9 protein-coding genes are annotated in these 13,804 nt (G+C 72.1%); 5 read left to right on the forward strand and 4 right to left on the reverse strand.

The window, feature by feature from the left end; all coding sequences use genetic code 11:
* The first annotated feature begins 57 nt into the window (after positions 1 to 57).
* Positions 58 to 5,814 (forward strand): WD40 domain-containing protein, encoded by a 5,757-nt coding sequence (locus QSK10_RS27355; RefSeq protein ID WP_285665995.1) that lies wholly within the window; start codon positions 58 to 60, stop codon positions 5,812 to 5,814.
* Positions 5,815 to 5,817: 3 nt separating this feature from the next.
* Here the strand turns inward: QSK10_RS27355 and QSK10_RS27360 are convergent, their stop codons facing one another.
* The 3 genes from QSK10_RS27360 to QSK10_RS27370 form a co-directional block, all read right to left on the reverse strand.
* Positions 5,818 to 6,192: a hypothetical protein gene (locus tag QSK10_RS27360; protein WP_285665996.1), complete on the reverse strand. Its 375-nt coding sequence runs from the start codon at positions 6,190 to 6,192 to the stop codon at positions 5,818 to 5,820.
* A 90-nt stretch (positions 6,193 to 6,282) separates the two neighbouring features.
* Complete coding sequence (locus QSK10_RS27365) at positions 6,283 to 7,029, reverse strand: IclR family transcriptional regulator (RefSeq protein WP_285665997.1); 747 nt, start codon at positions 7,027 to 7,029, stop codon at positions 6,283 to 6,285.
* Between the two features lie 351 nt (positions 7,030 to 7,380).
* Positions 7,381 to 8,313 carry an ATP-binding protein gene (locus QSK10_RS27370; protein ID WP_285665998.1) on the reverse strand — a complete coding sequence of 311 codons (933 nt, stop codon included), beginning with the start codon at positions 8,311 to 8,313 and terminating at the stop codon, positions 7,381 to 7,383.
* A gap of 132 nt (positions 8,314 to 8,445) precedes the next feature.
* Between QSK10_RS27370 and QSK10_RS27375 the strand changes: the two genes are divergently transcribed.
* Both QSK10_RS27375 and QSK10_RS27380 read left to right on the forward strand, forming a co-directional pair.
* Entirely contained in the window at positions 8,446 to 9,870 is a 1,425-nt protein-coding gene (locus QSK10_RS27375) for a hypothetical protein (protein WP_285665999.1), read from the forward strand.
* Between the two features lie 50 nt (positions 9,871 to 9,920).
* Complete coding sequence (locus QSK10_RS27380) at positions 9,921 to 10,766, forward strand: alpha/beta fold hydrolase (protein WP_285666001.1); 846 nt, start codon at positions 9,921 to 9,923, stop codon at positions 10,764 to 10,766.
* 42 nt (positions 10,767 to 10,808) lie between these two features.
* Here QSK10_RS27380 and QSK10_RS27385 read toward each other — a convergent pair whose 3' ends face one another.
* The gene (locus tag QSK10_RS27385; protein ID WP_285666002.1) at positions 10,809 to 11,216 is read right to left on the reverse strand and encodes a phage holin family protein; all 408 of its coding nucleotides are present in this window, start codon (positions 11,214 to 11,216) and stop codon (positions 10,809 to 10,811) included.
* Positions 11,217 to 11,302: 86 nt separating this feature from the next.
* Between QSK10_RS27385 and QSK10_RS27390 the strand changes: the two genes are divergently transcribed.
* A complete protein-coding gene (locus tag QSK10_RS27390) occupies positions 11,303 to 11,641 on the forward strand; it encodes a hypothetical protein (RefSeq protein ID WP_285666003.1) in 339 nt (112 codons plus the stop codon).
* A gap of 23 nt (positions 11,642 to 11,664) precedes the next feature.
* The gene (locus tag QSK10_RS27395; protein WP_285666005.1) at positions 11,665 to 13,803 is read left to right on the forward strand and encodes a M91 family zinc metallopeptidase; all 2,139 of its coding nucleotides are present in this window, start codon (positions 11,665 to 11,667) and stop codon (positions 13,801 to 13,803) included.
* Position 13,804 lies beyond the last annotated feature (1 nt).

A 13,804-nucleotide genomic window follows, 5' to 3' on the forward strand; every position in this document is an offset into this window, starting at 1 on the left:
GCGGACGCGGTCGCGCGCAGGTGGCGTCCACAGTGGCCGGAGACCATAATCGATTCCGTGACCACGGGTGATCATCGGAACACGCGCGAGATCGACTTCTTCATCAGCTATTCCGTCGCCGACGAGCGGTGGGCGACCTGGATCGCCTGGCAGCTGCACCAGGCCGGGTTCCGGACGCTGATCCAGGCCTGGCACTTCGGCCCCGGCGTCGACTGGGTGCAGGCCATGGACCGGGGGATCCGCGAATCGAAGGCCGTGCTGGCGCTGCTGTCGGCCAACTACCTCGCCTCGCCCAACTGCGAGCGCGAGTGGCAGGCGACGCTGGCCACCGATCCGGGGAAGCTGATCACGATCCGGATCGCCGACACCCCGCTCAAGGGGCTGCTGGCCGCGATCACCTACCTGGACCTGGTGGGCGCCGACGAGGAGCGGGCCCGGCAGCTGCTGCTGGAGCGGCTGCGGCACCTGCCCTCGGCGCTGCCGCCGGCACCGGTGGCGGCACCGCACTTCCCGACCGGGACGACGGTGGAGCTGCCCGCGTCCTCGCCCCTGCGACCGGCCACGGTGGACGGTGCGGGCCCGGCGCGGATGCCCGCCGCCGCGCCGCACTTCCCGCCCGGCGGGGAGGCCGAGGCCGCCGCGCGGGAGGTCCTGTCGGTCCTGCACGTGCCCGGGCCGCGCTTCGGGCGGGGCGTGGTCGCCCACGGCGAGCCGCTGGACGCCACGGGCTGGCGCGACCGGGTGTGGGCCAACGTCAATGAGCTGGTGGACGCGGGCGCGCCGCCGCCGGACCTGGTCGTGGTCACCGGTGACCTGGCCGAGTCGGGGCGTCCCTCGGAGTTCGCCAAGGGCCTGTCGTTCCTCAGTGGACTGCGGGCGCTGCTGGCGCTGGAGGCCGACCGGGTGATCGTGGTGCCGGGGCGGCACGACGTGTCCAAGGCGGCCTGCCAGGCCTATTTCGCCGACTGCGAGGCCCGTGAGATCGAGCCGCGCGAGCCGTACCATCGCAAGCTGGAGCACTTCGAATGGCTGTTCCGGCAGCTCTACGGCGAGCGGGACGCGCCGACCTTCGACGCGACGCGGCCGTGGGCGCTGTTCCCGGTTCCGGCGCTCAAGGTGGTGGTGGCCGGGCTCAACTCGACCTGGGCGATCACCCACCGCGACGACGATGATCACGGTCTGCTCGGCGAGGCGCAGATCGCCTGGTTCAGCGAGCAGCTGCGCGAGTACGAGCGGCGCGGCTGGCTGCGGATCGGCGCTCTGCGGCACGATCCGGCGCCGGGATCCTCGGCGGAGCCGGGGGATCCGCGGGTGCTGGCGGACGCCGAGACCCTGGTGCGGCGGCTCGGGGGCCGTCTCAACATGGTCCTGCACGGCCCGGGCCCCGGGGGGCTTGAAGTGGAGCGTCTTGGCGAGGACCTCCTTGTCGTTCCTGGGATCCGGGCCGGGCATGAGGAGCTGCTGGCGGTGACCGCCGAGGGCCTGACGCGGTGGGCGATCCACCGTCCCGAGGCCCGCCGGGCGATCACGGTGCCGCAGCGGTGGCGCGACAGCCGGGCCAGTTTCGCCGACGAGCGGCCGGTCCCGGCGGTCCGCGAGGACGCCGACGAGCTGGACGAGGGCCTGCACCCGGCGGCCGATCCGACCAGTCTGCTGCTGGAGCGGATCGCGGAGGTGTGCCGGGTCCGGCACGAGCCGGTGAAGATCCGGCGGGTGCCCGGCGCCGACGTGGCGCATCTGCTGGTGACCCGGATGGAGACGGGTTTCCAGCCGCAGTGGCGGATCGCGGGTTTCGTGGGCGAGCCGACGCCGGAGGTGGTGCGCGATTTCGCCGCGCACCTGCACACCGGCAGCGGCGAGGCCGAGGCGGACCTGGTGTACCAGGCGCCGCGCCGGGCGCCGGAGTCGCTGCGGGACATGGCGTCCCAGTACGGGATCCGGCTGCGCAGCTTCACCGAGTTCCAGGGCCTGCCGGACCTGCGGGAGTACGTCACCCGCCAGACCGTGCGGCTGCGCGAGGATCCGCGCTACCCGCCGGACCTGTACGTCCCGCAGCGCTACCGGGAGCCCCTGCGCACCAACGGGCGCGTCCGCGACGGGCTGATCGAGGAGCTGATCGGGCAGGTCACCGCCGACAGTGGACGGTTCGTGCTGCTGCTGGGCGATTTCGGGCGCGGCAAGACCTACGCGCTGCGGGAGGTGGCGCGGCGGCTGGGGGAGACCCGCAACGACCTGCTGCCGATCTTCATCGAGCTGCGCGGGCTGGACAAGGCGCACTCGGTGGAGGGCCTGCTGGCGGCGCACCTGGCCAACCACCGGGAGAAGCACATCGACCTGACCGGCCTGCGGTACCTGCTGCGGGAGGGCCGCATCGTGCTGCTCTTCGACGGTTTCGACGAGCTGGTCACCCGGGTCACCTACGATCGCGCCACCGAGCACCTGGACACCCTCGTGCAGGCCTTCGAGGGCCGCGCGAAGATCGTGGTGGCCAGCCGGACGCAGTACTTCCGCTCGCAGCGGCAGGTGCTGACCGCCCTCGGCGAGCGCTTCGGGGTCCTGCCGTACACGCGGGTGCTGACCATCGAGCCGTTCACCGAGCGGCAGATCCGCGACTACCTGACCCGCCGCTACCACGGGGACGAGGCCCGGGCGGAGGAGCGTTTCGCGCTGATGCGGGGCGTGGAGGACCTGGTGGGCCTGGCGGCCAATCCGCGGATGCTGTCCTTCATCGCCGAGCTGGAGACCGGGCGGTTGCGGGCGGTGGGCGAGTCGGGCGAGGCGCTGACGGCGGCCGAGCTGTACCGGGAGATCCTGGACTCGTGGCTGTCCTACGAGGCCGAGCGCATCGGCGGGGTGGCGGGTTCCTCGGGCGGGCTGGACGTCCCGGACCTGTGGCACGCGGTCACGACGCTGGCGGTGCGGCTGTCGGACTCCGGTGAGGCGCATCTGCGGGTCGCCGAGCTGGAGGAGGTCGCCGGTGCCCTCACCGACCTGGCGGAGGGGCGGCTGAGCCCGGCGCAGGCCGCGCACGCGGTGGGCGGCGGGAGTCTGCTGATCCGCACCGATGACGGCCTCTTCGGGTTCATCCACGCCTCGGTGACCGAGTGGCTGGTGGCCAACGCGATCTCGGCGGAGTTCTCGCGGGCGGGCCGGGCCGATCCGGCGCGGCTGGGGATGCGCGAGCTGTCGCAGCTGACCATCGACTTCCTGTGCGATCTGGCCGAGCCGGAGCGGCTGCACGAGTGGACCCGCCGCGTCCTGGACGACCCGCTGTCCGGCGACGTGGTGCGCGCCAACGCGCTGAAGGTGTCGGCGCGGCTGCGCACGCCGCCCTCTACGCATCTGGCGGGGGCGAACCTGGCGGGGCAGGACCTGTCCTTCCGCAAGTGGGCTGGGGTGGACCTGACCGGCGCGGACCTGATGGAGGCGCGGCTGGTGGCCGCCGACCTGTCGGGGGCGCGGATGTCGGGCGCGCGGCTCATCGGCGCGCGCCTGGAGCGGGCCTCGCTGGCCGGGACGGACCTGTCGGGGGCCGATCTCACCGACGCGCATCTGGCCGGGGCGGACCTGACGGGCACCAATGTGGACGGTGTGAACTGGCAGCGGGCGGCCCTGCTGGACACCCGTGCCACGCCGGAGATCCTGGCCGCCGCGCAGGCGGGCGGGGCGGCGGTGGCGCGCACGATGCCGGTGCACACCGAGTTCGCGCCCGCCGAGATCGGCGTCCCCTTCGGCTTCCACGCCGAGCGGGGGCGGCTGCCGCGTCCCCTCGATTACGCCCCGGACGGGCGCAGCCTGGCCATCGGCAACAAGGACGGCTCGACGCTGCTGGTGCATCCGCGCACCGGCCGGATGCTGCGGACCCTCACCGGCCATCACGGGCGGGTCTTCTCCGTCCTGTACGCCCGCGACTCCTCGGTGCTGTCCACCGGCGCCGCCGACGGCACGATCCGGTTGTGGGACCCGCTGACCGGCGACCGGATGACGGTCCTGCGCGGGCACGCGCAGTGGCCGTGGCCGATGGAGTACGCGCCGGACTCGGCGCTGCTGTTCGCCGGGGACGCCGAGGGCGTCATGCGCCTGTGGGACATCGCCACCGGCGAGGAGAAGCACCGCTGGACCAGCCCGCACGGCCTGGTGTACACGGTGGACTTCCATCCGGACGGGCGGACCTTCGCCACCGGCCATGCCGACGGCTCCGTGCGGCTGTGGCACACCCACGACGTGAGCGCGGCGGCCGAGCCGGTGGCCACCACCGGCGAATCGGTGTACCGGCTGTCCTTCTCCCCGGACGGGCGCCACCTCGCCGTCGGCGGCCCGGGCGGCGACGTCCGGCTCCTCGACGCGCGGACCCTGGCCGAGGCCGGGCGCCTGAGCAGCGAGGCCAACGCCGTCTACACCCTCGCCTGGCATCCCACCGAGCCGCTGCTGGCCACCGGCGACACCTCCGGCGTGGTCCGGATCTGGGACACCGCGCGCATGACGCCCGAGCACGTGCTGTCGGGGCACCGGACCGTCCTGTACTGGGTCGCGTTCAGTCCCGCCGGCGAGACCCTGGTGACGGGCGACGCCTACGGGCGCATGCGCGTCTGGGACACCGCCACCGGCGCCCTGCGGCACCTGCTCACCGGCCACACCGGCTCGGTGTGGCCCTTCCGGTTCCACCCCTACCGGCCCGAGATCGCCGCCGCCGACGACCAGTTCACCGTCCGCCTGTGGGACACCGACACCGGCCGCCCCAAGTACGTCCTGCGCGGGCACGGCCGCCGCGTCGGCTGGGTCCGCTACAGCGCCGACGGCTCGGCCCTGGCCTCCGGCGGCAACGACGGCGTCATCCACCTGTGGGACCCGCGCGCCGGTCGCCTCACCCGCCGCCTCACCGGCACCGAGGACCGCCTCGTCGTGCTGGAGAACGCCGCCTTCAGCCCCGTCCGGCACCGGCTGGCCACCACCAGCAACGACGGCCGCGTCAACCTGCTGAACCTCGACAGCGGCAACTACGAGCGCTACGTGGACGCCGAGACACCGGCGATCTGGGCGGTGGAGTTCAGCCCCAACGGCGACTGGATCGCCACCGCCAACGACGACGACACCGTCCGCCTGTGGCACCGGCCGACAGGGCGGCCCGGCCCGGTCCTCGCCCAGCACCGCGGCCGCGTCCGCTCGATCGTCTACCACCCCTCGGGCGCGCTGCTGGCCACCGGCTGCGACGACGGCATGGTCCGCCTGTGGCACACCGAGACCGGCGATCTGCTGGACACCCTCAGCGGCCACACCGACCGCGTCTACTCGGTGGTCTTCCACCCCGGCGGCGACCTGCTGGCCTCGGTGTCCTGGGACGGCACCGCGCAGCTGTGGAACCGCGGCGGCCGCCGCATCACCACCCTCACCGGCCACCACGACCGGCTGTGGACGGCGGCGTTCCACCCGACCCGCGACATCCTCGCCACCGCCGGCGACGACGCCCACATCCGCCTCTGGGACCCCACCGACGGCACCCTCACCGCGACCCTGCGGGGCCACCGCCGCCGCGTCTGGTCGGTGGCCTTCAGTCCCCGCGGCGATCAGCTCGCCAGCGGCGGCGACGACGGCACGCTGCGGCTGTGGCGGCTGGCGCCCGAACCCGAAGGGCAGCTGACGCTGATCGGCACCCCCGACGGCTGGGCCGCGATCGCCGTCGACGGGCGCTACAAGGCGTCCGGGGAGGTCGCGGGGCAGTTCTGGCACACCATCGGGCTGCGGCGCTTCGAGCCGGGGGAGCTGGACCCGTACGACGTCGGGACGCGGCCCCTGGACGAGGACGCGGAGTTCTAGGGATCAGCGTTCGTGGCGCAGGACGATGTCGAGGACGGCCTCCAGGAGGCGGCGGTCCTCGGCGTCGCCACCGCTTCGGAATCGCTCGGGGCCGTGTTCGACGAGGGCATCGGTGATCCGCCAGCCGCCTTCGGCGGGTGCGAAGACGGCCGCGAAGATCTCGTACCCGGTCCAGCTGCGGTGCATGTGGACGACCCGGTCCTCGGTGAGGACGTCCCACCTGTCGTCCATGTCCCGGGCCGCGAGGCCGAGCCGGATCCTCGCCCACTCCTCGTCCGACCAGACGCGCTCGGGCGTTAGCGGCATCGGGCGTGGATCGGACATCGGCCGCAGAGAGCGGCGGATCGTCTCACGGGTCACGGGCACATCGGCGGGCATGGCGGAATCCTAGGCGATTCCGGCCGCCCGAACCGCTTCAGCGAACGGGCTAGTCCCTCGGGTCACCGCGGACGTCCCGGCGGCCGTTTCTCACTCGACCGGCTCCTCCGTCATGGCCTTGGCGACCTCGCGCGCGACGGTGTGCAGCCGCGACCGCAGGTGCGGACCGGCCTGCGGGAGGTCGTCCAGCGGCAGGGTCACCGCGACCGCCATCCGCTCGGTGAGCGGCGCGGCCCGGTTGACCAGGGTCGCGGCGCAGGCGATGCCGTCCCGGTACTGGCCGGTCTCGGTGTAGACGCCCTGCGAGCTGAGCCTGCTGAGGTCGATCTCCAGGTCGGAGGGCGTGGTCAGGGTGCGCGCGGTGTAGCGGCGCATGCCCGTCTCGCGCAGGTAGTAGCGGCGCTCCTGCGGCGTCAGCGTCGCCAGCAGCGCCTTCCCGACGGCGGTGGCGTGCGCCCCGTCGTCGAAGCCGATGATGAGGTCCTCGGTGTGCGGCGACAGCCGCGCCTCCTGGACCTCGGTGATCGCCACCCGGCCGTCCACGAACCGCGCCACATAATGGCTGTAGCCCGAATCGGCCGCCTGCCGGCGCAGCGTCTCGGTGACGCCGACCGGGCCGCGCATCGTCTGCGACATGTCCCGGTAGCGGTCGGAGACCTCCAGGCCCACCGTGAACAGCCCGTGCTGGCCCTTGATCAGGTACTTCTCGTACACGAGCGTGCGCACCAGGTGGTACGTCGTGGTCTGCGCCAGCTGCACCCGGCGTGCGATCTGCTTGATCGTCAGCCCGTTCCGCGAGGAACCGACGACTTCGAGAATGCGGAGTGCCCGCGACACGCTCTGAATGAAATCGGAGGGTTTCCCCTCGTTTCGAGCCGTCAGCCCCCCAGTCACGTCACCCACCTCATGACTCCGTGGTCCGCTCTTCACCATATGAAGAATCACGCCTTGCGGAAACTACCAGTTGCAGGCAGTTTCGAAGGTATCCGTCGTAGTGTCCGGAAGCAATAGTCAATACGACGGATACCTGGCCGGTTGCGTCCCCCACCCCGTGGCCGTCCAAAAAGCGCCTCCACCGAGTGACGGTGCCGGGGAGGCGTCCTGCGTGGCTAACCCGCACCCCACCGGCGGGAAGCCACAGCCGCCGCGGCGGCGAGGCACACCCCACCAAGTGCCCGCCGTCGCGGCTCACCCGTTCGTATCGGTTAACCCCCTCACCAGAACCGGGAGATCGCGGACGCGCTCGGCCAGCCGGGGCGTGCGTCCCGTGCGCACCAGCGCCGCCAGCCTCGCCCGCGCCGTGGACCGCAGCCGCGCCGGTTCGTGGGCGTCCAGGACCTCGTGCGCGTAGAGCTCGGCGGCGTCCCAGCGCCCGGCCGCCGCGTGCGCCCGCGCCACCGTCAGCCGCGCCGCCGCCCATGCCGGGCGCCTGCGCGCCACCAGGCCCGCCGAGGCCTCGGCGTGCTCCAGGGCCTCGTCCGGCCGCGCCAGGTCCAGATAGGACTCCGCCAGGTGCAGCAGCAGCGCGGCCCGGTCGAAACCGAAACGGCCGGGCGTGTCGGCCTCGAACAGCTTCTCGGCGTCGTCGCGGGCCTCCTCGGCGGCCACCGTGTCGCGCAGCGCGGCGGCGGCGCGCATCCGCGCCCACGCCGCCATCGCCGAGCGCTGATGCGCGCCCGGCGCGGTGTCGAAGGCCGCCACCGCCAGCGACCGCGCGTCGTAGAAGTCGCCCCGGTCGCGCGCGACCATCGCCGCCGCCCCGAAGGTCCAGGAGATGAGCCGAGAATCGCCGGTCACGTCGGCCAGGTGCCGCGCATCCGACAGATGCGCGCCCGCCGCCTGCGGATCCCCGAGATGGTGGGCGAGGTTGCCCAGCAGCGCGCTGCCCCAGCCGCGCGCATTGTGCAGCCGCCGGGCCGTGACCGCGTCCAGCGGGCGCTCCAGGGCGTCCGTGGCGGCCTTCCTGGTGGCCCGTACGGCCCGGTAGAGGGCCGCGGGAGGGTGCGCGGAGTAGGACAGGGAGAAGGACCGCACCGCCGCGTCCACGACGTCACAGGCGGCACGGACGTTGCCGCGCAGCGCGAGGCGCACGGAGTCGGCGACCGCGTCGAGAGCGTCCATGAAGGTGATGCTGGTGGCTGGAGTGATTCGGGGCAGTCACCGGGACGACAGTCGCGCCTGATGTGGCTTCGGCGCGGAGTCGATACCGGAGCGTGATCGACGCTCCGCCACCGCGGAGGTACGGTCCCGCGCATGACCGGTCGCGCCCGCGTGCTCCTCATCGGACTCGCGCTCCTCATCGCCTCGGGCGGATTACTGCTCGTCGCCCTCAACTCCGCCTCCAGCGCCCCCTCCGCTCGCTACGAGGGCCCGCCCTACTGCGACGGCGAGGAGATGCGCCCGGGCGACCTCTGCCTGCGCTACCCCGGCGACTCCCGCACCTACGAGGAGGAGATCGCCCACGGCGAGGCCCAAGCCGTCCCCTCGGCCTGGCAGGGCGTGGAGTTCTCCGGCGGCCTCGCCGCCCTCCTGCTGATCGCCGGAGCCCCCACCTTCACCCGCGGCCTGCGCCTGCGCGGCGGCGCGGCCGCCGTCACGGCTGGCGTCCTGGTGGCCGCACCACTGGCCGGGGCCGCCTTCCTGCTGGCCGGACGCCAGGACGCGGCGAGCGCCGCCACGAGCGAACCGGTGAGCCAGTTCCCGTGGTTCGGCGGGCACAGCACCATGATCGTCACCCTCATCGCCGCCGGGCTCGGCGCCATCGTGGCCGCCACCGTCGCGGGCACCGACCTGGACAAGGCGCCCGCTGCCTCACCCGATCCCGCCGCCTCACCCGACCGTGCCGCCTCACCCGATCCGGCGGCCCAGCGCGCCCCCTCCGCCCGCGCCCTCGCCCAGAAGGCCTTCGAGGAGGGCACGACCGCCGACCCCTGGGCGCCCTGGCGGGTGGCCGCCGAACGGATCGGCGCCATCGGCGTGCTCGCCTGGATCGCCGGTGTCGTGTTCCTGACCGGCGCCCTGGCGGTGTCCGTACTGTCCATGATGGACAAAGTGCCCGCCGACGGGCTCATGGCGATCGCGCCCGGAGCCCTGAGCCTGGCCGGCGCGGTCGCCGCGTCGGTCCAGTGGCGGCGCACGGCGTCCTGGCACGGGATCCGCTACGGCCTCCCCGCGCTACTGGCCGCAGCCGTCGCGGTGCTCGCCCTCGTCCACCCCGGGCCCATCGGCTGGCCCGAGCTGATCGACACGGCCGCCCCGGCCGCCGCCGCGCTCACCTTCACCCGCCTCGCGGGCGCGGCCCTGCCCCGTCCGGCCCTGTCCGGACGCCTCGTGTTCACCACCCTGTCGCTGGCCTCGATCGCCGTCGCGGTCGACCTCGCCGTCCGCGACACCAGCGTCCTGCCCGCGCTCGCGGGGGTGGAGCTGGCGCTGCTGGTGAACGCCTGGTTCACCGCCGACACCGCCACCAAGTGCGAACGCGAACTCGGCCGCGTGCCGGGATCGATCGGCCGAGTGGCGACCGTGCTGGCGCTGGCGGCGGGCATCGCGCTGCTGCTGTCCGCCGGTCCCGGCTGGCTCGGCTGGACCATGATCGTCCTGTTCGGACTGTCGGGACTGGTGGCGCTGATCCGGGTGTTCGCACCACCGAAGCGGGTGCGGGTGGAGGCGACGGCCTAGCGGGCCATGCGCGAGAGTGACTCGCTTCACCGTGTGACAGCATCTCCGGCATGCGAACCGAGCTCATTCCCGTCGGCGACGTCGAACTCCACGTGGTGCGGCTCGGTGTTCCGCGCGACGGTGTTCCGCCGGTCGTCGTGCTGCACGGCGGGCCCAGCTGGGACCACTCGTATCTGCTGCCGGGGCTGGTGCCGCTGGCCGCGCATCGCGAGGTCATCGTCTACGACCTGCGCGGATGCGGGCGCAGCTCAAGGGATCTGCCGATCGAGGCCTATCAGCCGCAGGCCATTGTGGACGACACGCGGGGGCTGATCGAGAAGCTCGGCTTCGAGCGGGTCGACCTGCTCGGCTTCTCCACCGGCGGGCAGGTCGCGCAGCTGTTCGTGGAGGCGCACCCGGGCCTCGTCCGGCGGCTGGTGCTGGCGTCCACGACCGCCTACGGCGATGTCGGCGAGCACCTGGCCGGCTGGCCGGAGTACCAGCGCCGGGCCGCCGAGGCCGAGCCGGTGCCGGACTTCCTGGAGCCTCTCCAGTGGACGGTGCGGCACGCCCGGTCCGGTGCCACCACGGCGATCTGGAACCTGGACCGGCTGGGAGAGTACCGGCGGCTGCTGGACGCCATCGTGTTCAGCGGGGACTGGCTGGCGCCCTGGCGCGAGGGGCGGCTAGGCCCGTGGCGTCCGGCGGACCCGGCGAAGGTCCTGCGGGAGTGGGGCGGTCCGCTGCTGATCCTGCACGGCGAGCAGGACATGGGCTTCCCGCTGCCGGTGGCCGAGCGGCTGCACGAGGAGGTGCCGGGCAGCGTCCTGGCCGTCGTCCCCGCGGCGGGGCACATGGCGCACTTCGAGAACCCGGCGCTGTGGGCGGGCAACGTCACGCTGTTCCTGGACAAGTAGGCGGAGCGTGAGGGCGTGCCCTGGCGGGCACGCCCGCCGGGGTCAGCGGCGACCCTTCTTCTTCTTGGAGTCGGGGATGATCAGGTTGAGGCCCCAGTTGACGAGGGCGACGATGAGCGCGCCCCACAGGGCCGCCCAGAAGCCCTTGACGTCGAAGGCCAGCTCCAGCTGGTCGGCGATCCAGCCGGTCAGCAGGAACAGCAGCGCGTTCACCACCAGGGCTATCAGCCCCAGGGTCGCCACGTAGAACATGCAGCCGACGGTCTTCACGATCGGCTTGATGACCGCGTTGACCAGGCCGAAGATGATCGCGACGCCCAGGAGCGTGGCGATCTTCTTCACCGTGGTCGTGTCGCCGAGGGTGATGCCCTCCACGAGCAGCGTGGCCACCCAGATCGAGGCCGCCGTGGCGGCGATCTTCAGGATGAGTACGAGGAGTTTCTTCAGCACGCGGCCATCGTGCCAGCAGTGAGTAACATTCGGGATCCCCGATTCGTGACGTTCCCCGGGTTGCGGGCGAGGCCTACTCTCGGATCATGACCCAGCCGCAGCCCGACACCACGGCCGACCCGGTGAAGCTCGCGCAGCTGTCCCAGGACCTCGTGGTCATCTCCGGGGACGTGCGCGACGGCATCAAGGCGGCGCGCGAACCGGCGCTGGTCGACCAGTCCGCGTGGGGCAACTCGCAGGGCTCCACCGACCTGTCGGCGGCCTACCACGAGGCCTTCGAGAAGGGCGGTCTCGCCGTCGACGACCTCGCCGAGGTCCTGGAGGGCGACGTCGACCGGACCTTGCTGATGGCCTTCTCCTACCAGCAGACCGACGAGGACAACGCCGCGAAGGTCCGCCTGCCCAACAACAAGCCGATTCCCTAACCCTCCACAAGGGAGCCACCGTCATGGCCGAGCCCGAGATCAACGTCGACCGCCTGTGGTGGCGGCTCAAGGCCGACCCCGCCAAGATCACCGCCTCGGCGGCGGCCTGGCGCAAGCTCGGCACGGCCGTGGAGAAGGCCGGGGACGACTTCAACGGCAAGGCCAAGGTCGTCTACGACGCCGGCTGGGAGGGCGCCGGGCGGCAGGGCTTCGAGGGCTACCAGCGCAAGATGAGCAAGGAGCTGGTGGACCTCAAGGGCAAGGCGGACAACGTCGCCACCGCGCTGGACAACATCGCCGGGGCCATCACCGCCAAGCAGGGCCTGCTGACCAACGCCGAGCAGGCCATCACCGGCGCGGTGCCGTGCGTGGTCGGCGGGACGAAGATCAACTTCAAGCCGCAGGACCCCAAGCAGTCCCAGCAGGTCCTGGACGCGGTCACCACCGCCAAGGGCATCCGCACCGACCTCGACAAGCAGCTGGGCGCCGAGGCGGGCAAGCTGCGCACCGCCGCGTCCGACTTCGCCACGGTCAGCTCCAACTGGTTCTCCGCGATCAACGGGTCCACGCCCTACGGGCTGCCGCCGGAGGCCACGCGCGTCCCGAGGTACATCACGCTCCCCGACGGGCGCGTCGTGGTGAACACCGGCACCGGCGACGACAAGGTGAAGGTCTACACCGACCCGCAGGGCAACACCGTCGTCGAGGTCAACGGCGTCAAGACCACCTACCCGCCCGGCACCGACATCACCGTGCGCGGCGGGGCCGGTGACGACGACATCTCGGTGGAGACCACCGGCGCCAACGTCAACGTGAACGCCATCGGCGGCGACGGCAACGACAAGATCACCGGCGGCGGCGACGGCCGCCACACCTACCTCGGCGGCGCCGGGGACGACAAGATCGTCACCGGCAACGGCGGCGGCCGCGTGTCCGGCAACACCGGCAAGGACAACATCAAGGGCGGCAAGGGCGACGACAACATCTCCACCGGTTCCGGCGCCGACAACATCGAGGACGACGGCGGCAACAACTACGTCTCCTCCGGCGACGACGGTGACACCGTCAACGTGCACGGCTCGAACAAGATCTACACCGGCGACGGCGACGACACCGTCCACGGCGGTGAGGGCGACGACGTGATCGCCTCCGGCCGTGGCGACGACCGCATGGAGGCCGGTCAGGGCAACGACCGCGTCTACGGCGGCGACGGCAGGGACTACATCGACGGCGGACGCGGCGACGACCACCTCGAAGGCAACACCGGCGGCAGCGTCTACGACGCCGTCAAGGGCCGCAGCGTCGGCCAGGGCGACACCATCTACGGCGGCGACGGCAACGACGACATCATCGGCACCGACACCAACGACTACATCGACGGCGGCGACGGCAACGACACCATGCGCGGCGGCGACGGCGACGACGTGCTGTCCGGCGGCAAGGGCGACGACACCATCGACGCCGGGAGCGCCCTGAACGCCGACGGCAAGGACGTCATCTACAACGGGCACGGCCGCGACACCGTCACCGGCGACGCCTCCGACACCGACTACCGCCAGGGCGACGACAACGTCGACGGCGTCGGCAACCAGAAGGACGTCCAGCCCCTCGACGTGGACAAGATGATCCGCGACGGCGTCATCCAGATCAAGGGCTCCGACGAGTTCAAGGACCGCATCATCGCCGACCTGCAGACCTACGGGTCCTCGCCGACCGGCATCAAGATGCTGAACCTGTACAACGACAACATGACCGACTTCCTCAACGGCGACTCCTTCGTCATCAAGGAGACCCACGACGAGAACGGTTATGCCCGCAACAACGGCATCTTCAGCGACGACATCGAAATCGAGATCAACCCCAAGTTCCACAACGACGACGGGCCCGGCGGCTTCCCCGCCACCGTCCTCTACCACGAGATGGGGCACGGGGCGAGCCACCTGGAGGACGTCTACGACGACGACAAGATCGGCGTGGGCCCCGACGCCGACATCCGCAAGTCCGAGCACCAGGCCACCGGCATCCCCAACAAGAACGGCAGCGTGTACAACCCCAAGGATCCCGGCAAGGACCTCGACATGGGGCTGGAGTACACCGAGAACGGCATCCGCCAGGAGATGGGGCTCGACCCGCGCGAGACGTACTCCTCGGACGGGCGGTAGC

The organism is Actinorhabdospora filicis (genome assembly GCF_030269765.1).
Lineage (GTDB): Bacteria > Actinomycetota > Actinomycetes > Mycobacteriales > Micromonosporaceae > Actinorhabdospora > Actinorhabdospora filicis.

Bases quoted from the DNA above. Each gene is read 5' to 3' on its own strand.
- QSK10_RS27360 (WP_285665996.1), bottom strand. From the start codon at position 6,192: ATGCCCGCCGATGTGCCCGTGACCCGTGAGACGATCCGCCGCTCTCTG.
- QSK10_RS27395 (WP_285666005.1), top strand. From the start codon at position 11,665: ATGGCCGAGCCCGAGATCAACGTCGACCGCCTGTGGTGGCGGCTCAAG.
- QSK10_RS27380 (WP_285666001.1), top strand. From the start codon at position 9,921: ATGCGAACCGAGCTCATTCCCGTCGGCGACGTCGAACTCCACGTGGTG.
- QSK10_RS27375 (WP_285665999.1), top strand. From the start codon at position 8,446: ATGACCGGTCGCGCCCGCGTGCTCCTCATCGGACTCGCGCTCCTCATC.
- QSK10_RS27390 (WP_285666003.1), top strand. From the start codon at position 11,303: ATGACCCAGCCGCAGCCCGACACCACGGCCGACCCGGTGAAGCTCGCG.
- QSK10_RS27370 (WP_285665998.1), bottom strand. From the start codon at position 8,313: ATGGACGCTCTCGACGCGGTCGCCGACTCCGTGCGCCTCGCGCTGCGC.